The 19,215-nt window shown below is 57.2% G+C and carries 21 protein-coding genes; 7 read left to right on the top strand and 14 right to left on the bottom strand.

All coding sequences use genetic code 11. The features are described from left to right. Nucleotides 1-26 precede the first annotated feature (26 nt). Nucleotides 27-698, bottom strand: coding sequence for a YiaD family glycine zipper/OmpA-like lipoprotein (locus tag ACR0MP_RS17345; protein ID WP_170398755.1), 672 nt, complete (start codon nt 696-698; stop codon nt 27-29). 118 nt (nt 699-816) lie between these two features. Continuing rightward, nucleotides 817-1,509, bottom strand: coding sequence for a helix-turn-helix transcriptional regulator (locus ACR0MP_RS17340; RefSeq protein WP_170406614.1), 693 nt, complete (start codon nt 1,507-1,509; stop codon nt 817-819). A gap of 104 nt (nt 1,510-1,613) precedes the next feature. Between ACR0MP_RS17340 and ACR0MP_RS17335 the strand changes: the two genes are divergently transcribed. After that, nucleotides 1,614-1,805 carry a hypothetical protein gene (locus tag ACR0MP_RS17335; RefSeq protein WP_170398761.1) on the top strand — a complete coding sequence of 64 codons (192 nt, stop codon included), beginning with the start codon at nt 1,614-1,616 and terminating at the stop codon, nt 1,803-1,805. A 2-nt stretch (nt 1,806-1,807) separates the two neighbouring features. Here the strand turns inward: ACR0MP_RS17335 and ACR0MP_RS17330 are convergent, their stop codons facing one another. Beyond that, nucleotides 1,808-2,455, bottom strand: a complete 648-nt coding sequence (locus tag ACR0MP_RS17330) for an RluA family pseudouridine synthase (RefSeq protein ID WP_170406617.1) — start codon at nt 2,453-2,455, stop codon at nt 1,808-1,810. A gap of 97 nt (nt 2,456-2,552) precedes the next feature. Here ACR0MP_RS17330 and ACR0MP_RS17325 point away from each other — a divergent pair, with 97 nt between their 5' ends. Both ACR0MP_RS17325 and ACR0MP_RS17320 read left to right on the top strand, forming a co-directional pair. Continuing rightward, nucleotides 2,553-2,963, top strand: a complete 411-nt coding sequence (locus tag ACR0MP_RS17325) for a nuclear transport factor 2 family protein (RefSeq protein WP_170406619.1) — start codon at nt 2,553-2,555, stop codon at nt 2,961-2,963. Nucleotides 2,964-3,118: 155 nt separating this feature from the next. Next, a complete protein-coding gene (locus ACR0MP_RS17320; RefSeq protein ID WP_480705826.1) occupies nt 3,119-3,670 on the top strand; it encodes an SGNH/GDSL hydrolase family protein in 552 nt (183 codons plus the stop codon). Here ACR0MP_RS17320 and rarD read toward each other — a convergent pair. The 9 genes from rarD to ACR0MP_RS17275 form a co-directional block, all read right to left on the bottom strand. Next, nucleotides 3,667-4,572 (bottom strand): EamA family transporter RarD, encoded by a 906-nt coding sequence (rarD, locus tag ACR0MP_RS17315; protein ID WP_170406626.1) that lies wholly within the window; start codon nt 4,570-4,572, stop codon nt 3,667-3,669. The two genes, ACR0MP_RS17320 and rarD, sit on opposite strands and share 4 nt — an antisense overlap. A gap of 258 nt (nt 4,573-4,830) precedes the next feature. After that, nucleotides 4,831-7,284, bottom strand: coding sequence for a GcvT family protein (locus tag ACR0MP_RS17310; RefSeq protein ID WP_480887384.1), 2,454 nt, complete (start codon nt 7,282-7,284; stop codon nt 4,831-4,833). A gap of 89 nt (nt 7,285-7,373) precedes the next feature. Further along, on the bottom strand, nt 7,374-8,354 hold the full coding sequence (locus ACR0MP_RS17305) for a helix-turn-helix domain-containing protein (protein WP_170398776.1): 981 nt from the start codon (nt 8,352-8,354) through the stop codon (nt 7,374-7,376). A 9-nt stretch (nt 8,355-8,363) separates the two neighbouring features. Continuing rightward, nucleotides 8,364-9,257 carry a homocysteine S-methyltransferase family protein gene (locus ACR0MP_RS17300; protein ID WP_480887386.1) on the bottom strand — a complete coding sequence of 298 codons (894 nt, stop codon included), beginning with the start codon at nt 9,255-9,257 and terminating at the stop codon, nt 8,364-8,366. An 11-nt stretch (nt 9,258-9,268) separates the two neighbouring features. After that, nucleotides 9,269-10,315: an alcohol dehydrogenase family protein gene (locus ACR0MP_RS17295; protein ID WP_170663227.1), complete on the bottom strand. Its 1,047-nt coding sequence runs from the start codon at nt 10,313-10,315 to the stop codon at nt 9,269-9,271. Between the two features lie 24 nt (nt 10,316-10,339). After that, nucleotides 10,340-12,790, bottom strand: a complete 2,451-nt coding sequence (locus tag ACR0MP_RS17290; RefSeq protein WP_170398785.1) for a GcvT family protein — start codon at nt 12,788-12,790, stop codon at nt 10,340-10,342. 15 nt (nt 12,791-12,805) lie between these two features. Then, nucleotides 12,806-13,186, bottom strand: a complete 381-nt coding sequence (locus ACR0MP_RS17285; protein ID WP_170406643.1) for a GFA family protein — start codon at nt 13,184-13,186, stop codon at nt 12,806-12,808. A 4-nt stretch (nt 13,187-13,190) separates the two neighbouring features. Beyond that, the gene (locus ACR0MP_RS17280; protein WP_170406646.1) at nt 13,191-13,814 is read right to left on the bottom strand and encodes a LysE family transporter; all 624 of its coding nucleotides are present in this window, start codon (nt 13,812-13,814) and stop codon (nt 13,191-13,193) included. Further along, nucleotides 13,814-14,383 carry an XRE family transcriptional regulator gene (locus ACR0MP_RS17275; RefSeq protein ID WP_170398796.1) on the bottom strand — a complete coding sequence of 190 codons (570 nt, stop codon included), beginning with the start codon at nt 14,381-14,383 and terminating at the stop codon, nt 13,814-13,816. The genes ACR0MP_RS17280 and ACR0MP_RS17275 overlap by 1 nt, the downstream gene beginning before the upstream one ends. A 117-nt stretch (nt 14,384-14,500) precedes the next feature. Between ACR0MP_RS17275 and ACR0MP_RS17270 the strand changes: the two genes are divergently transcribed. Next, a complete protein-coding gene (locus ACR0MP_RS17270) occupies nt 14,501-14,785 on the top strand; it encodes a DUF1294 domain-containing protein (protein ID WP_170406651.1) in 285 nt (94 codons plus the stop codon). A gap of 11 nt (nt 14,786-14,796) precedes the next feature. Here the strand turns inward: ACR0MP_RS17270 and ACR0MP_RS17265 are convergent, their stop codons facing one another. Both ACR0MP_RS17265 and ACR0MP_RS17260 read right to left on the bottom strand, forming a co-directional pair. Further along, nucleotides 14,797-15,249 carry a GAF domain-containing protein gene (locus ACR0MP_RS17265; RefSeq protein WP_170406656.1) on the bottom strand — a complete coding sequence of 151 codons (453 nt, stop codon included), beginning with the start codon at nt 15,247-15,249 and terminating at the stop codon, nt 14,797-14,799. Nucleotides 15,250-15,324: 75 nt separating this feature from the next. After that, nucleotides 15,325-16,497 (bottom strand): acetyl-CoA C-acyltransferase, encoded by a 1,173-nt coding sequence (locus tag ACR0MP_RS17260; protein ID WP_170406658.1) that lies wholly within the window; start codon nt 16,495-16,497, stop codon nt 15,325-15,327. A gap of 101 nt (nt 16,498-16,598) precedes the next feature. Here ACR0MP_RS17260 and ACR0MP_RS17255 point away from each other — a divergent pair, with 101 nt between their 5' ends. From ACR0MP_RS17255 to ACR0MP_RS17245, 3 genes are all read left to right on the top strand, one after another. Next, the gene (locus tag ACR0MP_RS17255) at nt 16,599-16,937 is read left to right on the top strand and encodes an STAS domain-containing protein (protein WP_170398809.1); all 339 of its coding nucleotides are present in this window, start codon (nt 16,599-16,601) and stop codon (nt 16,935-16,937) included. Nucleotides 16,938-16,992: 55 nt separating this feature from the next. Then, entirely contained in the window at nt 16,993-17,409 is a 417-nt protein-coding gene (locus ACR0MP_RS17250) for an ATP-binding protein (RefSeq protein WP_480762989.1), read from the top strand. Between the two features lie 212 nt (nt 17,410-17,621). Beyond that, entirely contained in the window at nt 17,622-19,199 is a 1,578-nt protein-coding gene (locus ACR0MP_RS17245) for a gamma-glutamyltransferase family protein (RefSeq protein WP_170406663.1), read from the top strand. Nucleotides 19,200-19,215: the final 16 nt, after the last annotated feature.

Genomic DNA, 19,215 nt, shown 5'->3' with positions numbered 1-19,215 from the left:
GCAGTCATTGTGCGCGAGACGCGTGATCAGGTGTTGTCGCTGGGAACCACCACAATCTCGACCCGCCGGTTCTGGGCTTTCCCCTCGGGTGTCAGGTTCGATGCGATCGGGTTGTTTTCGCCTTGCCCGACAGTAGTGATACGGGCGTAGCTGACACCATTGGCCTGCAGAATATCAGCCACCGCATTGGCGCGGCGTTCAGACAGTCCGAGGTTGTAGGACGCCTCTCCGTCACTGTCAGTATGACCGATAATCTGGACATTCGAATTCGGGTAGTTAACCAAATTCTGCCCCACCTTCACCAAATCGGCACGCAAGGCCGGGCGCACGGTGGAACTGTCGGTGTCAAAGGTGATGTCATTCGGAACCGTGACGATCAGGCGATCACCCGCGTTGACGATCGTGATGCCGTCATTTGCCAACTGCTGCCGCAGCTCTGCAGCCTGCCGGTCAAGTTGGTTGCCGATCACGCCACCGCCTGCGGCACCGATGGCACCACCGGCCAACGCCCCCAACAGTGGGTCAGAGTCATTGGCAATTGCGCCCACACCAGCGCCGATCAGACCACCCAGCAACGCGCCTTGCTTGGCATTCTGGTTGGGATCGTTCTGCACGCTGAGGGTGCCCGGGTCGGTACACGCCCCCAAAAACAGGGCTGAACACAGTCCAACCGTCAGTACACATTTGGAAATCGTCATTGAATCACCTTCTGCTCACGTACCCGTTCACCGGGTTTGTTTCGTTCCGCTTAGTATAACACAGTGAGAACAAAGAGCCTCAAGCAACAATTGAGTGAAATCGGCGAATACCTGCCATTCAGGCGACCCCTTTGGAGCTATCCCAGCTGTTCTGCTCCTGCCAGATCGCGCGCAGAGGTTCCCCTTGCCCGCAGAAATGATCCTCGGTCAGTTCGCAGGCCCAGATCCGATCCGTGCGGAAGTGGCGAAACCCGTTTCTCAGCTCGCACCACGCGGCCAGCATGGTGCATTCAATATGATAGATCAGGGCGACGGGCCGTATCGTGCGCTCGGTACGCTCATCTTCCGAATTCACGTAGGTGATGCGAATTTTACGTTCGGCCCGGATCGCTTCGCGATAGTTCACGACGGGCACACAGCCCTTTTCCGGATCATCCATCGGTGCGCCCCAGGGCGCAACCTGTAGCCAGTCGGCTGGCGCGCGCAGGGCCTCGATCTTCCGACAAACTCGGTCAGCGGCCTGTTGCAAGGTGCTGTCACCCGTGCGGGCCAGCATCGACAGGCCCACCCACAGGGCCTCAACCTCTTCGGCGTCGAAATTGAGCGGCGGCAGATCATACCCGCGCCGCATCAAGTAGCCAACACCCGCCTCGCCTTCGATTGGCGTACGCTGTGCCTGCAACGCGGCAATATCGCGGTAGACGGTGCGGACCGAAACCTCGAGCTTGGCGGCCAACGCATCGGCCGTCACGGGCGCTTCAGCAGCACGCAAGATCTGAATGATTTCGAACAAACGTGTCGAACGGCGCATCCGGGTCTCCTATCAATCTGCTGACAACTTAGCACACCTCCCTGACAAGGTGGTGTCAGGAGTGTTGGGCGAAGATTGGGCAATTGCAATTCAGGAGAGTGACCATGCCCTACCTCGACAATCACGTCATGATGACCTTGAAACTGGATCGCTGGTCCCAAGATCACGTTTTGCGCGGATTCGAAATCGAACGTGAAATTGCTGCCGCACGGGAACGCCAAGTTATACGCCCGGTCAAACGCACCAGGCGGTTTTCGCTGGGAAACCTGAAGATGCTTTGGACCAGTAACGCCTAGAATCAGAACTCGGCTGGCGCGCGAAATTTCATCGACACCCCGCCTTCGGGATTTTTGAGGCGCAGTTCTTCCGAATGAAGCATCAACCGCGGGAAGTCGCGCGCCGCGCCATCGGCATAAAACGGATCACCCAAGATAGGATGCCCCAGCGCCTGCATATGAACCCGCAACTGGTGTGATCGTCCGGTCTTGGGAGACAGGCGAACACGCGTTGTCTCGCCCTCGAATTTAACCACGCGCCAATCCGTAACAGCAGGCTTGCCGGTGTCGTGACAGACCATCTGACGGGGGCGATTGGGCCAATCGACGATCAGCGGCAGGTCAACCGTTCCCGTTTTTGGTTCTACCCGCCCCCATACGCGCGCGACATAAGTTTTGCGGGTCTGGCGATTTTCGAACTGTAGCCCCAGATGCCGCTGGGCATGCGGCGTCTGTGCAAACACCATTACACCGGATGTATCCCGATCCAACCGATGCACCAGCAGCGCTTGTGGAAACGCAACTTGTACGCGGGTCAGCAGGCAATCAGCAAGATGCGCGCCCCGCCCCGGCACGGACAACAAACCCGCCGGCTTGTTCACCACGATCAATTGCGTGTCTTCAAACAGCACATCCAGAGGGGAGTTTGGGGGATCATAGGTTTCGCTCATGCGCGCTTGCCTATCTCAGGCGGCCCCCTCCCGCAACGTCGTCCTTGCGTGAGTGAAAAGGTTCAGCAACTCTTTGGTCAACAAGAGGGAAGACGGTATGCACCCGACGATCAAACGAATGCAGGAAGTGGTGGCCAAAGGCGATGAAGGCCTGATCCAAGAGTTGCTGGCCGAACATGTGCGGTTTTCACCACCCACTTACTACAGCACCTGGACCGGGCGTGAACCTGTTGCAGCGGTTCTGGGTCATGTGGGTCAGGTGTTTTCCGAATTTCGCTATCGCCGGATCATGGGCGACGGCAACGATTGGGCATTGGAGTTTCAATGCAAAGTCGGTGCCTTGGACGCCGTGGGTGTAGACTTGATCACGCTGAACGCAGACGGACTTATTCAGGAATTTGAGGTCGTCATGCGTCCTTACAAGACCGTCGGAGCCTTGCGCGAAGCCATGATGGCACGAGTCATGAAAGATGCGCGCTTTCTAAAGTTCAAAGATGCGCTGAGCTAACGGTTCCTTTGCCTGTTGCCGCCGATCAGATTCTCAGAATTCCGCTTTTGCCTATTCTGGCAATTCAGGGGTTCGCGGTAAGGCGCAATGCGCAATTTCTGCCAGAACCGACTGGTCCCCGCCAAGGGTGTGCAGGGCGCGGGCCCAGACTGCGCTTGTTGATCACCGGGGACAGCTCGGCCGCTGGCGTTGGGGCGGGCACACAAGGCCAGGCGCTATCCGGGCAACTGGTCGGCCAATTGGCAAAGCGTTATACCGTGGAATGGCGGCTTGAGGCGGCCACCGGGCATACCACTCAAAACACAATTGAGCAGCTGCAAGGGCTTTCCGAACAGTTTGATGTAGCCATAACGGCGCTGGGTGTGAACGACGTGACTCGAGCGAGAAGTAGACAGAGCTTTGAGGACCACCAAGCACGCCTATTGGACCTTCTGACCGGGCCGATGAAAGCCAGGCGGGTGATCGTGTCTGCGGTTCCTCAGATGGCGCGTTTTCCCGCTCTGCCTCAGCCGCTCGCCTGGTTTTTGGGGCAACAGGCTGCAAGGCTGGATCACGGCTTGCAGACGGTGGCTGCAGCATATCCGCAAGTTTCACATCTGGCGCTGAACCTGCCCGATGACCCGGCGCTCGCCGCGCCGGACGGATATCATCCAAGCCCCAAGGCCTATGCAATCTGGGCGGAACAGCTTGCCCAGCTCATTCGCTAGGCCTGAGACCGTATTTGCCGGATCATCGGGATCGAATATACAATCAACCCGGCCCAGATCAGGGGGAACGCGATCAATCTTGCCTGATCAATACGCTCTCCGAACAACGTGATCGCGGTGATAAAAATCATCGTGGGCGCGATGTACTGCAGGATACCCATCGTCGACAGACGCACCAGTTTGGCCCCATTGGCATAAAGCAGCAACGGAATTGCAGTCACCAGCCCCGCGCCTGCAAGCAGCGCAGTGTCTGACACGGCTGCTCCAAAATGCCCGGCACCACTTGTTCCAAGCCAGGTGACGTAGGCCAGGGCGGGTATCAGTAGAATCAGGACTTCCAACAAAAACCCTTGGTTGGGCCCAATTGGGAGTGAGCGCTTGAAGAACGCATAAAACCCCCAGCTGAACATTAAGCCCAAAGCCGCCCAGGGTAAGCTTCCCGCCTGAAACACCAGTACCAACACCCCCAAAGCGGCCAACCCGACCGCAACCAACTGTGTTCGGTTCAGAGGTTCGCGCAGCAATATCGCACCCAACGCAATGCTGAACAAAGGGTTGATATAATAGCCCAAAGCCGCGTCCAGCGCATGCCCCGATGAAATCGCCCAGACATAAATCGCCCAGTTGACTGAGATCAGCGCCGCTGTAATTGCCGCCATACCCAACATTTTGGGATTGCGAAGTGCAGTTTTCAGATCGCCGGTCCGCCCGAGCGCTATCAGCAGCAGCCCGGCCACTGGCACCGACCAGATCACCCGATGCGCGACTACCTCGATCGGGCCGATATGTTCCATTGCTTTCATGTAAAGCGGCAGGAAGCCCCAAAGCACATAGGCCATCACAGCCAACGCCAGCCCTTTAGGCGTATCGGTATTGTTTGGTGGTACGCGGGTGTCTGCCACAGAGAGTCTCCGACTGATACCGTGTTTCTCTACGGCAAATCAGATGGGCTTGGGAACTATCAAAACTGTGAAGCAGGGCATCAAAGTTTCTGATAGGTCGCGCGTTCTGCAGCCAACCTACATGCGAAGCGCTGTCTCACGCTCATGGATATTGTTGGCCAGATGAGCAGGTGATCCCTTGTTGATCTGGCCAAAAATACTCTCGCGCGCGTCGCCCGTTACGGACGGTGGGGCAGAGCCTACCCCTGTCGATGTTTTCTAGACTTTGACCCGCTCGGATTTCGCATCGTACATCGGTTTCAACGACGCCTCTGCCTGGACTTTCACACCACAGACATCGATCTCATAGGTCGAGGCAAGCACATCTGCAGGCTTTTCGCCCTCGCATGGCACATAGCCCAGACCAATGGCACCACCCAGCGTGTGACCATAATTGCCCGAGCTAAGGTAACCTACATATTCACCATCGCGCACGATTGGTTCGTTGTGGAACAACAGTGGTTCGGGATCAGTCAGTCTAAACTGGACAAGCCGGTTCTTGGGCCCGCTTTCCTTTCGGGCCATCACCGCCTCGCGACCGATGAAATCGCTGCCTTTGTCCACTTTGACGGCAAATCCCAATCCCGCGTCGACCACGTGATCCTCGCAGGTGATGTCATGACCGAAATGGCGAAAACCCTTCTCGATCCGGCAACTGTCCATCATGTGCATGCCGCAGAGTTTCAGGCCCATATCTTGTCCGGCTTCGTGCAGCGCCTCAAAAACATGACCTGCCATGTCGGACGACACATAGATCTCCCACCCTAGCTCACCCACATAGGTCACCCTGTGGGCGCGAGCGAGACCCATACCGATCTCAATCTGTTGTGCTGTGCCAAAGGGGTTAGTCCTGTTCGAGAAATCAGCGGGCGAAACCTTTTCAAGCAATGCACGCGCATTCGGCCCCATGACGGCCAAAACGCCCTCGCCAGCGGTGACATCGGTGATAACAACACTGAAGCCGCCTGCATGACGCATCATCCATGTCTGATCCGCCAATCGGGTCGCCGCGGGGGTGACGACCAGGTAGGCGGTCTCAGTCAACCGTGTGACCGTGACATCTGCTTCGATCCCACCGCTACGGTTCAGAAATTGGGTGTAGACGATCTTGCCATTGGGCACTGAATAATCGCCGCCGCCGATATAATTCATGAATTTCTCGGCATCCGGCCCTTCGACGCGGATTTTGCCGAAGGACGACATGTCATACATGCCTACATTTTCGCGCACGGCACGGTGTTCGGCAGCCGAATTCTCGAACCAGTTCTGCCGATTCCAGCTGTATTGATACTCCCGTTCCTGCCCTTCGTTGGCAAACCAATTGGCGCGCTCCCACCCAGCCAATTCGCCCATCACGGCACCCTGTTCGATCAGGTGATGGTGAAACGGTGTCCGGCGCACACCGCGCGCGGTGGTCTTTTGGCGATAGGGATAGTGGTCGGCATAAAGCAGGCCGAGCGTCTCTTTCGAACGCTCAAAGAGGTACTGCTTGTTGCCCTGAAACGGCTGCATGCGACTGATGTCAACATCGCCCAGATCGAACGGTTTCTCGCCCGAGTCCATCCACTCGGCCAGTGCCATACCAGCACCACCCGCCGACTGAATACCGATCGAGTTGAACCCCGCAGCGACCCAAACGTTATCCATCTCGGGGGCGAGTCCCAAGTGATAGGCATCATCCGGCGTAAAGGATTCGGGGCCGTTAAAGAAGGTGTGAATCCCCGCCTCGGCCAACATCGGCATCCGATTGCAGGCCGCTTCGAGTATTGGTTCAAAGTGATCGAAATCCTCTGGCAACTGGTCGAATTCGAAACTGTCGGGGATGCCGTTCATCGCCCAGGGTTTTGCATTTGGCTCAAACGCGCCCAGCAGGATTTTGCCGGCATCCTCTTTGTAGTAGGCACATTCATCCGGTACGCGCAGCACCGGCAGTTGGGTCAGCCCGTCGATCCCTTCGGTCACGATATAGAAATGTTCGCAGGCGTGAAGCGGCACGTTCACACCTGCCATCTTACCAACCTCGTGGCCCCACATGCCCGCACAGTTCACCACCATGTCGCATTCGATATGGCCCGAGGAACTGCCATCGTCCGCAATCCAGTCCACGCCGGTGACTTTACGACCCTGCTTGACGATGTCGGTGACTTTCACACGTTCTTTGACGACGCCACCGCGCTGACGCGCACCTTTAGCCAAAGCCAGAGCGATATTCGCTGGATCACCCTGCCCGTCCAAAGGCAAATAAACCGCCCCCTTGACCCCTTCGAGGTTGAGATGGGGATACAGCTCTTGCACACGATCATTGCCGATCTCTTCGACCTCAACCCCGAAAGCACGTGCCATGGCGGCCTGACGATAGATCTCTTCCTTGCGCTCTTCAGTCAGCGCCACCGTGATCGATCCGCAACGCTTGAACCCTGTGGCAACGCCAGTTTCTTCCTCAAGTGCGCCATATAGTTCCTGACTGTACTTAGCCAGCTTGGTCATGTTTGCGGTCGCGCGCAGCTGCGCAATCAGACCTGCAGCATGCCATGTGGTGCCGCTGGTCAGTTGCTTGCGCTCAAGCAGCACAACATCGGTCCACCCTTTCTTGGTAAGGTGATACGCGACCGAGCATCCGATGACGCCGCCGCCGATGATGACCACACGGGCCTTGGTGGGAAGATCAACCATCCTGATGTCTCCGCTGTCTCAGGTTTTTTGCAAAATGCCATGAAGGATCGACAAAAAAAGCGTCAAAAACGTCATCTCAATTGCGAAAATCACCTATATTCTGCACGTCTTTTTTGACGTCTCAGAACAAACGGAGTGACGCCAAAGACGCTTTTGTAAACGGATGAGAATCCGTTTGGAAAGCCGCACACCAAGCCGATTTCCCGCACGCTCATCGTTGTGTTCAAAAGCAGGTTGTTGGCTTTGGCCAAGCGCATTTCTCGGTAGAATCCGTTTGGAGTGGTTGCGAAAGTTGCCTTGAACTTGCGCTCAAGCGATCTGTTCGACACGTGTAACATGTCAACGATCTGATTGATCGGTAGCGGTTCTTCAATATTTGCCTGCATCAGCTTGATACACTGATCCAGCTTTGCATCACCCGTGGCTGTATTCCGAGCGCCAGAAAACGGCTGCATGGATGAGAAATCGCGAATGTTCTCGTGCAGCATGATATCCGCAACTGTCATCTTGGCGGCACCCGAAATGTGCCGCCCAATCACCGCCAGTGCCACATCCGTCGTTGCCTCCATTCCCGCGCAGGTAACCACCGAACCCTGTTCGGTCGCAATTGAAAGCTTGGCCTCAAACCGCGCGCCACGTTCGCGCAAGAAAGAAGCGTTTTCCCAATGGGTTGCCATATGATCAGCGCCGTTTTCGTCGATGTACCTGCTTGCCGCTTCGGCCAGCAAAAAGACCTGGGCTCCCCGGTACGTATAGTCGGGCACGACGCGACCTAAAGAAAGCTCTGGCTGATCCGGATCCGAGTTTCCGATCACAAACAGATAATCCGCATCGGGCTGCGCAGGTATGGTTTCGGTCGACACCGTCGCGCAACTGCTGCTTTCAACAGGTCCCCCCTTTCGGGACCGGTATGTGAATGTGAACGGAGGATGCGCGCATACCCGGTTGGCCAGGCGCAACACATCGACCAACGAGGCCAATTCAAGCAACACGAAACCGGGTGCAACCAGAATATCGAAATGCTGCTGATCCCGTTCTTTTCGCCGTTCAGGTTTGTTGCGGATCGACATGAGGCACACTCAAACAATTGTGTGCCCAGCCGCGCGTAAACTGTCGGCAAGGGTTTCGATGTGATCTGGCCCAACTTCGCAGCAACCGCCAACAATCGTCGCGCCCTGTGCCACCCAGCCCATGGCATGCTGCGCATAGGCGTCAGGGTCTAGGTCATGACGGCTTTCCAGAGAGTCAACCGTCGGGGCATCCTTCAAAAAACCGTCTTTGATACCAGTAAAGCCATTGGCATAAGCGCCGAACGGGCGACCCAGCTTTGCGATGATCTCCAGTGCAGCCGGAATCGCTTCCGGGCGCGCGCAGTTGATCAAAACGGCCTCGGGGGCGTAACGCGCAACAAGCGGGGCGATGTCCTCCAGCGCTTCGCCTGACCGCAATCGCGTGCCGTCATCATCCATAACCGACATTGCCAGCCAGACGGGTTTGCCGCAATTCTCGGTACCGCGAAGCGCACCTTCGGCTTCCAGAACCGAGGACACGGTTTCGATCAGGAACAGATCAACCCGGTCTGCCATCAGTTGAGCCAACTCGGCAAATTTTTCAGCCGCATCGTCTGGGTCGGGGTTCAGATCGGGCCGGTAGCTGGCCAAAAGCGGACCAAGCGCACCAGCGATACGACCGTCAGTTCCCGCGCAAGCCTGCTCGGCCCGCGAAAGAGCAGCCTCGATCAGACGTGGCATCTGGTCTTCGATCCCCTCACGCACCAGCCGCGAGCGGTGAATGGCATAGGTATTCGTGGTGGCAATCGTCGCGCCACTGCGGAAATAGGCCGCGTGAACTTCGGTCAGCAAGTCAGGTTTGTCGATCATCACCCGCGTTGACCACAAAGGCGTGGGCTGGTCACCGCTGCGTTTCACCAGTTCCTGCCCGATCGAGCCATCTAAAAGCGTAATGTCAGCCATCTACCCCCCTTTCACGGTATTAATACCAGTTTCCCGGGCAAGGTCTTGGACATAAAATCCTCTTGCGCCTGAACAATGTCACGCAACGGGTAGGTTTTTGAGACCAAAGGCCTGATCCGACCTGCATTCATCAGCACAACAAGTCGGCCAAAGACTTCGGGAGGCTGATGGGTGCAGCCATGGATTGTGATGTCGCGCAGATAGATGTCTCGCAAATCGGCGCTGACGATGGGGCCAGCGATTGCACCTGACACCGCATAATGCCCGCCGGGTTTCAGCGCCAGTATGAGATCGGGCCAAGCCGAGCCGCCCACCACATCGATGACGACATCGAACATATCCTTCGGCAGTTGCGCATCCCGGTCAAAGGTTGCCGACGCCCCCTGCGCTTTGACCACATCCGTTTTGGCAGCGCTTGTCACCCCCCAGACCGTCGCTCCTCGTAGCGCCGCGAGTTGGACCGCGGCGAGCCCCACACCGCCTGAAGCCCCTGTAATCAGCACTGTGTGGCCTGCCGACACACCAGCGCGAGTCAGCAGGTTTTCTGCGGTCCCAAACGCGCAGGGAATAGCGGCGATTTCCACGTCTGATAGGGGCGAGGCGGTCACATCATAAAGATCACCCGCGTCGACCAGACAGTATTGGGCAAACGCTCCGTCGATTTCTGAACCAAGCGCGATAAAACCATGCGGTCTACCCGGCCCCGGGCGTGGCAAGTTGATAGGACAGGTCACGCGTTGGCCGGGCTTGAACGCTGCCCCCGGTCCAGCCTCTTCAACAATCCCACACAGATCACCGCCTTGGATGCGGGGGAAGTGCAGCGCACCTCCCCACCCACCGGCTTCAACCTGCTGATCTACCGCATCCGTCGCTTCTGTAACATCCGGCGAGTACCAGCCGATCCGCGTGTTGATGTCGGTGTTGTTCACCCCGGCAGCGGCGACGCGCACCAGAACCTGCCCTGGACCGGGGGTCGGAACGGGGACGTCTTCCCGCCATTCCAACACCTCAGGACCTCCATGGCCAGTCAGATATACGCCTTCCATCTGCCGGGTCATATCAGCGCCTTTCTGTCGTAGGGGTCAGGCCCTCAACCGTTCATTTGCAGGATCCCAGAGCGGCTGATCCTCCTGAACAACAGCACGACATTTCTGACCGTAGATTTCAACCTCTAGCTCAGTTCCCGGGACAGCCAGATCTGCGCGCACCATGCCCAGCGCGACCGAGGCACCAATGCGATACCCCCACGCACCCGATGTGGTTTCACCCACGATCTCATCACCGCTCCAGATGCAGGACATGTAAGGCGCATCGACCTCACCTGCGTCCACGATCAGAGTGACAAAGGACTTTTTAACGCCTTGCTGTTTTTCGTTCTGAATGGCTGCTTTGCCAACAAAATCCTGCGGTTTATCGAGCTTGACAAAGCGCCCCAAGCCACCTTCCAGCAGAGAGTAATCCGTGCTTAGATCGCCTTTCCACGCGCGATAGCCTTTCTCGATCCGCAGCGAATTCAACGCATACATGCCAAAAGGTTTCGCTCCGGCAGCCAGCACAGCTTCGTAGATGGCGGGCATCGCATCATTTTCAGCATGGATTTCCCAACCCAACTCACCCGCGAAAGATACACGGATCAGGAAGGCATCCTGCCCGGCAACTTTGGCGAATTGGTGGGTCAGCCACCCTTGCTGCAAATCTGCATCGGTGATGCCGGACAATACATTCCGCGTCATCGGTCCGGTCACGATCAGTGTGTCGCGCTCGGTTGTGGTTTCCCGAACGGTCACACCTTCGGGCACCGAATTGCGGATCAAATCACCATCGTGCCACTGTGCCGTGGCAGCGGTGATTAGGACGAAATTGTTCTCAGCCAGACGGATACAGGACAGCTCGGTCAGAATGCGCCCTCTTTCATCCGAGACATAGATCAGATTCATGCGCCCTGCTTTAGGGATACCTCCGGTACAGAAGCCACGCAGCCAGTCATCCGCCCCCTCGCCTTGTATCCAGAACCGCGAGAAGCCCGGCAGATCCAGCACCCCGCAGTGATCGCGCACGGCTTCGCATTCTTCTTTGACCCGTTGCTCCCAGGGGCCCGAACGTCCCCAGGTATGGGTGGCTTCCAGTGACGTGTCATCGCCGGTTTGCGCAAACCAGTTTGCGCGTTCCCAGCCGTTGTACGCGCCCATGACACCGCCCAATTCCTTGACCTTGGCGTGCACAGGCGAGACCTTCTTGTCGCGTGCGGCAGGCCATTCGTGATGTGGGAAATGCATGGCGTATTCGTTGCCGTAGACTTCCATCCCTTTCTGATTGCAGTAGTCCTGATCGGTGTAGTCGGTGTAACGACGCGGATCGACCGCCCACATATCCCATTCGGTGTGACCATCGACGATCCATTCGGCCAGAACTTTGCCTGCACCACCACCTTGGGCGATACCGAAAGTAAAGGTATGAGCCTCGAACGCGTTTGTCACACCCGGCATCGGGCCAATCAACGGCAGACCATCTGGTGCATAGGGGATCGGGCCATTGATGACGCGACCAACGCCCGAGGTTGCCATCAGCGGAACCCGTTCCATCGCATCGGTCACGATATCCTCGATCCGGTCCAGATCATCGTTCCACAGTTGGAAGCTGAAATCCTCGGGCATCGGGTCATCCTCGGTCATCCAGTGGCCCTTGCAATTGGGCTCATAAGGGCCAAGGTTGAAGCCGTTCTTCTCCTGCCGCAGATAGTACGAGATATCGACATCGCGCAGCAGCGGTAGCTTCTTGCCACCGTTTTCTTTCGACCACGCTTCGATTTCAGGAACTTCGTCGGTCAACAGATACTGATGGCTCATGACCATTGCCGGGACGGTTCGGCCGCCAAAGGGTTTGAACCATTCCCCTACGCGCTGCGCATAGTAACCGGCGGCGTTCACCACATAATCGCAGGCAATATCACCCTTTTCGGTATGCACGGTCCATGTGCCGTCGTCCTGCTGTGTCACACCGGTTGCCGGGCAGAATCGGATAATCTTTTGCCCCATATCCCGCGCTCCCTTGGCCAGAGCCTGAGTCAGCTGCGCCGGGTCAATGTCACCATCGGTCGGGTCATACAGAACGCCTTCAAGATCATGGGTCTCCAGGAAAGGATAGCGTTCCTTGGCCTCTTCCGGAGTCCACATCTCCATCGGGATGCCTTGATAGCGGCCCATAGACATGGCCCGTTCGAATTCCTGCATCCGCTCCTTGCTGTGCGCCAGACGAATTGACCCGGAAACGTGGTAGTTCATCGGATAGTCGACCTCGTCCGCGAGGCGCGAATACAGTTCGGTCGAATAGCGCTGCATGTTCATGATCGCCCACGAGGTCGAAAACGTCGGAACGTTACCCGCCGCGTGCCATGTCGAGCCTGCGGTCAGTTCGTTCTTTTCCAGCAGAACACAATCCGTCCAGCCCTTCTTGGCCAGATGATACAGCGATGAACAGCCCACAACGCCGCCGCCGATGATGACCACACGGGCCTTGGTTGGAAAATCACTCATGTGTTTGGTTCCCTATTAGTGTGCCCGCTGGGGCAGGTCGTCTTTGATGTCATAGTAATCGCCCTTGTCCGCAACGAAGATGTGCTGGGCGAGTTTCAACCCGGTCGGCTCATCCAATGAGCCCACGGAAATTGCGATCGTGTCCTCGTCATTGTGCTGCCAGAAGAGGAACGAGCCACAAGCGCGGCAAAATCCGCGCTTGGCAATGTCAGAGGCGCGATACCAGCCCAGCGTTTCGCTGGTGGTAAAGCTGAGATTGTCCTGTTGCGTAACGGTCGAGGCCCACAGGTGACCCGACTGTTTGCGACACTGCCCGCAATGGCAGGCATTTGGTGGCGTGAGGTCTCCGTCAACAACAAAAGCGACCGCGCCGCACAGGCAGGAACCGGTATGCATATCCTTACCCCCTCGCTGTCGGCGTCGAACTGGCACCCAGCAAAACGCCATAAATGATGAAACAGGTCGCCATCACGCGGCGTACCCAGATATTGAACACCGCCCCCAACGCAGCCTTGCCCATCAGCGCCCCCAGCGAGGTGAACCCGGTATAGCTGAGCGTCGTGATGACCAGTGCCGTCGGCATGATCACCGCCATCTGCTGCCAGATGGGTACATTCGGCTGCACAAATTGCGAAAACGCCGCAAGGTATCCGGCGACGCTTTTGGGGTTGATCGTGGCAACAGCCAACGCGTGAAAGTAAACATGTCGCGCCGGACGCTCTGACGCCGGAGCGGGTTTCGCTGCGTTCATCCAACCGCGAATGCCCATCCAGATCAGAAACCCGGCCCCGATCAGCTTGGCGACAAAGAAACCTGTTGGCGACGCGGCAATCAACGCTGTGATTCCCACAGCCGAGAGGATCAGGAACACACTCGCCTGAGTCAAAATAGCCAAGACACCCAACATAGCCTTGGAGAACGGCAGGCTCATCCCATTTGAGATGCAATTGACCGCATTAGGCCCCGGGGTGGTAACGAACACCACCCAGAACAGGGCGAATATGGTCCAGGCCTCGAAACTCATCAGTACACCGGTGGGGCGATAACCCAGATGGCCACAGCGGGCTCATCAAAGGGGTTGGACCAAGTGTAGGGCTCGTGCTTGATCCGGAAGCTATCGCCGGGTCCGACCTGAAAGCTGCGCGAGCCGATCGTCAGTTCCAGACGGCCTGAAACCATATAGCCGACTTCCTGCGTCGGCCGGTTTGCCGGGGTCTGCATCTGCGAATGCGGCTCAAAGGTCGAATGCACCATCTCGAAATCATCGGTCAGGTCCGGCGAAAGCAGTTCTTCGATCAACCCTTCTTCACCAGAGCCCATCGGGCGACGGGACCCTGCCCGCACAATATACCCTTGCTCATCCGCCGGCGCAGCGGAATGGGCAAACAGCATCGACATCGGCACACCCAGACATTCGGCAATCTGGCGTAGATCCGAAATCGACGGCTCGGACATGTCACGCTCGACCTGGCTGAGCCAGCCAACGGACCGATCCAATCGGTTGGCGAGCTCAGTCAGAGTCAGCCCACGCGCCTTGCGCAGTGCGCGCAGATCGGCACCGAGGGATGCGCTATGAGGGGCTTGCGAATTCAAGTTGCGCTCCGAGTCTGCGTGAAATTTTCTGTTACTTTTTCACGGTGCCTCGAATCGGTGAAATTTCCAAGCATTTTTTCACTTGGGTCTGCAAATTTAGTTGGCTATGCACGGTCCATGTGGATTGCCGTAATCTATCTTTGGGCCATTAATGCCCTGACTTTGATGGCGTTTGGCTGGGATAAGCTGCGCGCGCGCCGTAGAAGGCGACGCATCCCCGAGCGGCGCTTGTTATGGTTGGCGGCACTAGGTGGCAGCTTGGCCGCGCTACTGGGGCGCTGGATCTTCGGGCACAAGACCCGCAAGCGCGGTTTCTCGGCTTGGCTATACACGATCACAGCGTTTCAGGCCGGGCTTTGCTATCTGATTATGTCCCGAGATCTTGGCGCATTTTTGCGATAGGTCGGAACCCTCTAACGCGCAAATACATCCGTTAGAATAGCACCAAGTGCAGTCGCATCATCTTTGGTAAACGCGTCGGGCTGGTCGCTGTCGATATCAAAGACAGCGATCACGTTACCATTCGCATCCCGCACTGGTAGAACCAACTCGGACCGAGTGGATGACGCACAGGCGATATGGCCGGGGAAAGCATCTACATCCGAAACCAATTGCACTTGCCCTGTACGGGCAGCCGCACCACACACACCGCGTTCAAAAGGGATTACAAGGCAGCCATGCCCCCCCTGATAAGGCCCGATCTTTAGCACCTCGGGCTCAGTTACGCGGTAGAACCCTGTCCAATCGAAACGGTCGTCGGAGTGATGCACTTCGCATGCAACCGTGGCCATCAGCGCAACCTCGTCGGTTTCACCTTCGGTCAAGGCGGCAATGGTTTTGGCGAGTGTGTCGTAGTCGGCTTTCATGTTGGTAGACCTTGCATCCGAGGAACTGCGGGCGCTGCCGCCAATTCCCCGGAGTATTTGCAAAAAGACAAAGCGTCAAACGCGTTCTATTGCGATGGCCGTCCCTTCTCCGCCGCCGATGCAGATTGCCGCGACACCGCGCTTGAGGTTCCGCTTTTCTAACGCATTCAGCAGCGTGACCATGATCCGCGCCCCAGAAGCGCCAATCGGATGGCCAAGCGCACATGCGCCGCCATTCACATTCACGATCTCACGCGACAAGCCCATTTCGTGCATGAAAGCCATGGGCACAACGGCGAAGGCTTCGTTGACCTCCCACAGATCGACATCTTCTTTTTTCCAACCGACACGATCCAACAATTTCTGCGCTGCCGGAACCGGAGCAGTTGTGAACAGCCCCGGTGCCTGCGCGTGACTGGCGTGGCCGAGAATTCGTGCGCGCACGGTCAGGCCCTGCTGTTCTGCCGCCTCTGCCGAGGCAAGCACAAGGGCGGCGGCGCCATCCGAGATCGAAGAAGAATTGGCTGCCGTAACCGTTCCGTCCTTGCGAAAGGCTGGTTTCAGTGTGGGTATCTTCTCGGGTCGCGCCGATTTTGGTTGCTCATCCGCCTCCAGCACAACCTCGCCTTTACGGGTTTGAAGCTTGACCTGTGTAATTTCCTGGTCGAACGCATTATTTTCCTGCGCGGACAGCGCGTTCGAAAGCGATCGCAGGGCGTATTCGTCCTGCGCCTCGCGCGTGAACTGATAGGATTCGGCACAGTCCTCGGCAAACGTGCCCATAAGCCGACCTTTGTCATAGGCGTCTTCGAGCCCGTCCAGAAACATGTGATCGACGACCTGCCCATGTCCGATCCGGGCGCCACCGCGCATCTTGGGCAGCAGATAGGGCGCGTTGGTCATGCTCTCCATCCCGCCAGCGACCATGGTCTGAGTATGGCCCAAAGCGATCTGATCAAACGCGATCATTGCGGCCTTCATGCCTGAACCGCACATTTTGTTGAGCGTTGTGGCAGGTACATCTTCTCCCAGACCGGCGGCAAACCCAGCCTGACGCGCCGGGGCCTGTCCCTGGCCGGCAGGCAGGACGCAGCCCATCAGCACCTCATCCACGGTCCGAGTGCCAGCACCCTCCAGCGCTGCGCGGATAGCAGCACCGCCCAGATCAGCAGCGGCGACGCCGTCAAACATGCCCTGAAAGCCGCCCATTGGTGTACGCGCGGCACCTGCTATCACAACTTCGTTCATCCGAAATCTCCTTGAACTTTCCAGCCTATGGATACCGAATGGTAAGAATTACCGTCTAGCGTATTTCTACCATCATTTTGCATTGCCAAAGGCGGACGAACATGGGGCTCAGCAGCGAGATCACTGGCGAGACACAGATAATATCCGTTCATTGTGATCGAATTGATGCCGCGATGGCGATTCAATTCAAGGAAGATATGCGCGCGGAAACCCAAACCCATGCCAAACGGGTGGTGTTGGATTTGTCTTCTGTTGAATTCATCGATTCCAGCGGTCTGGGCGCCATTGTCGCCTCGATGAAACAATTGGAAAAAGGGCGCAGATTGGATCTGGCCGGCTTGCGCCCGATCGTTGAAAAAGTGTTCCGCCTGACCCGCATGGACACCGTGTTCAGACTGTTCAAATCGCTGGATGAGGCGATCGGCGCTGGTGCAGACTGACGATCGGCAGAGGTGGAACCGCGTGTGCTCGAATTGCAAACAAAACTGCCTGGAGGTGAGCTTTCCCGCGACACAAGTGCAGGCCAGCGCAGGGATCGCGGCGTTAAGCGTACGGCTGGCGGCGCAGGGATTGCCGGAAAGCAAAGCAGATGACGTAAGAATCGCGCTGACCGAAGCGATCAACAACGTGGTCGAACATGCCTATGCCGGGGTGGCCGCCGCTGACATTCAAATCGATTGCTCATTATGTGCAAAGAAGTTGGTGATTCAGATCATCGATACCGGCGACCCGATGCCCGAATTGCGGATACCGAGCGGCACTCCACCATCTGTCGACACTGCTTTGCAGGACCTGCCCGAGGGCGGCTTTGGCTGGCACCTGATTCATCAACTTGCCAGCGACATACAATATGAACGCAAAAGCGGCGGGAATCTGCTCTGCTTGCGGTTCGACTTTGACGAGATGCCCTAGCAGGCATCAAATGGCCACAATAAGGCCTAGATCGAACCATTGTCGCGCCGCAAACAAAGGTCATAAGTAAGGGGTAGCTCAGATAGCTTCCCTCGGCGCCTAGCGTCACAGCCCCCACCCAGTGAGCGGCGCCGAGGACCTCCTTCCTCTGATAGCATTGGACAATTCCCAGCTGCGGCTTAGTGTCTGCGTGTTTGCAGAAGGAAAGACCCATGCGCGATTTTCACAAGACAGGCCGTTCTGAAGTTTTGGCAACCGAAGGGATGTGCGCAACGTCCCATCCGTTGGCCGCCAAAATCGCGCTGGATATTCTGCAGCAGGACGGCAATGCCATGGACGCAGCCATTGCAGGCGCGGTGCTTCTGGGAATTTGCGAGCCGCAAATGACCGGCTTGGGCGGAGATTGCTTTGTTCTGTACAATCGCGCAGGCGAGCAGACTGTTCGCGCACTAAACGGTTCGGGTCGGGCCGCGGCAGCAGCGGATGCAAAGGCATTGCGGGATCGCGGTTCAAATTCGGTTCCCGAGACCAGCCCGGATGCCGTGACAATTCCCGGAGCGGTTGAGGCATTCTGCCGTCTAGCAAAAACCGAAGGTCGGCTGGGCCTGGAAGCAATCCTGCAACCCGCAATCCATTATGCCGAGTCAGGTGTTCCGGTGGCTCCTCGCGTTGCCTTTGATTGGATGAACAGCGCATCCACCCTGCAAGGCGCGGCCCGTGATCATTACCTGATTGACGGCAAACCCCTGCAAACCGGGCAGGTTTTTCGCGCACCCGGTCAGGCAGAAGTTCTTCGGCGCGTGGCCCAACACGGTCAAAAGGCATTTTATTCTGGTGAGATTGCCGATGACATGCTTGCGGCCCTGTCCGATCTGGGTGGAGTACAGACTGCGCAGGATTTCGCGGCCGTGCAAAGCGATGAAACTGTGCCCGTCAGCGGAGATTATGGCGGTGTCGAACTGGTCGAGCACCCACCGAATGGTCAGGGCGCGACGGCAATCCTGTTGCTGAATATCTTGAAGCACTTCGATCTGGCCGCAATGGACCCTTGGGGGGCTGAACGCATACATATCGAAGCCGAGGCTAGCAAACTGGCCTACGACGCACGCAATCGTTTCATCGCCGATCCCGACCACAGCACGCGGATGGCTCATTTTCTTGCAGCTGAGACAGCCGCCCAACTTGCCGCGCTGATCAATCCGAAACGCGCCATGGCTGCCGCCGCTCCCTTGACCGAATCTGTTCACAAAGACACCGTCTATATCACCGTGGTTGACCGGGATCGCATGGCCGTTTCACTTATTTATTCGATCTACCACGGGTTCGGGTCGGGCATCGCTTCGGAAAAGTTCGGCATTTTGCTGCAGAATCGGGGTGCTGGTTTCAACCTCGAACCCGGTCATCCAAATGAGCTTGCCGGTGGAAAGCGACCAATGCACACAATCATACCGGGAATGTTGCGCGCCCAAGGCCGCATCGCGATGCCCTTTGGTGTCATGGGAGGTGCCTATCAACCAACCGGACACGCTCGGCTAGTGTCAAATCTCACGGATTTCGACATAGAGCTGCAGGAAGCCATCGATGCGCCTCGGGCATTTGCAGATGGGGGTGTTCTGAAAATTGAGCGAGGCTATTCCGATGCCGTTCTGCAACAATTATCCGATATGGGGCACACTGTCCAAATACCGGAAACGTCTCTGGGTGGTGCGCAAGCCATTCGAATCTGTTCAAACGGAGTTCTGGAAGGTGCTAGCGATCCCCGTAAAGATGGTTGCGCATTAGGCTACTGACACACGCCATTATGAC

This window comes from Ruegeria sp. K3, from assembly GCF_056531845.1.
The sequence above is the reverse complement of the archived record's forward strand: the minus strand, read 5'-3'. Positions and strand labels throughout refer to the sequence as shown.

Excerpts from the sequence above, each read along its gene's own strand:
- ACR0MP_RS17245 (WP_170406663.1), top strand. The coding sequence starts at position 17,622 with ATGCGCGATTTTCACAAGACAGGCCGTTCTGAAGTTTTGGCAACCGAA.
- ACR0MP_RS17310 (WP_480887384.1), bottom strand. The coding sequence starts at position 7,284 with ATGGTTGATCTTCCCACCAAGGCCCGTGTGGTCATCATCGGCGGCGGC.
- ACR0MP_RS17290 (WP_170398785.1), bottom strand. The coding sequence starts at position 12,790 with ATGAGTGATTTTCCAACCAAGGCCCGTGTGGTCATCATCGGCGGCGGC.
- ACR0MP_RS17300 (WP_480887386.1), bottom strand. The coding sequence starts at position 9,257 with ATGGCTGACATTACGCTTTTAGATGGCTCGATCGGGCAGGAACTGGTG.
- ACR0MP_RS17325 (WP_170406619.1), top strand. The coding sequence starts at position 2,553 with ATGCACCCGACGATCAAACGAATGCAGGAAGTGGTGGCCAAAGGCGAT.
- ACR0MP_RS17260 (WP_170406658.1), bottom strand. The coding sequence starts at position 16,497 with ATGAACGAAGTTGTGATAGCAGGTGCCGCGCGTACACCAATGGGCGGC.
- ACR0MP_RS17270 (WP_170406651.1), top strand. The coding sequence starts at position 14,501 with ATGTGGATTGCCGTAATCTATCTTTGGGCCATTAATGCCCTGACTTTG.
- ACR0MP_RS17305 (WP_170398776.1), bottom strand. The coding sequence starts at position 8,354 with ATGTCGATCCGCAACAAACCTGAACGGCGAAAAGAACGGGATCAGCAG.
- ACR0MP_RS17330 (WP_170406617.1), bottom strand. The coding sequence starts at position 2,455 with ATGAGCGAAACCTATGATCCCCCAAACTCCCCTCTGGATGTGCTGTTT.
- ACR0MP_RS17335 (WP_170398761.1), top strand. The coding sequence starts at position 1,614 with ATGCCCTACCTCGACAATCACGTCATGATGACCTTGAAACTGGATCGC.
- ACR0MP_RS17345 (WP_170398755.1), bottom strand. The coding sequence starts at position 698 with ATGACGATTTCCAAATGTGTACTGACGGTTGGACTGTGTTCAGCCCTG.
- ACR0MP_RS17285 (WP_170406643.1), bottom strand. The coding sequence starts at position 13,186 with ATGCATACCGGTTCCTGCCTGTGCGGCGCGGTCGCTTTTGTTGTTGAC.
- ACR0MP_RS17265 (WP_170406656.1), bottom strand. The coding sequence starts at position 15,249 with ATGAAAGCCGACTACGACACACTCGCCAAAACCATTGCCGCCTTGACC.
- ACR0MP_RS17280 (WP_170406646.1), bottom strand. The coding sequence starts at position 13,814 with ATGAGTTTCGAGGCCTGGACCATATTCGCCCTGTTCTGGGTGGTGTTC.
- ACR0MP_RS17255 (WP_170398809.1), top strand. The coding sequence starts at position 16,599 with ATGGGGCTCAGCAGCGAGATCACTGGCGAGACACAGATAATATCCGTT.
- ACR0MP_RS17295 (WP_170663227.1), bottom strand. The coding sequence starts at position 10,315 with ATGACCCGGCAGATGGAAGGCGTATATCTGACTGGCCATGGAGGTCCT.
- ACR0MP_RS17340 (WP_170406614.1), bottom strand. The coding sequence starts at position 1,509 with ATGCGCCGTTCGACACGTTTGTTCGAAATCATTCAGATCTTGCGTGCT.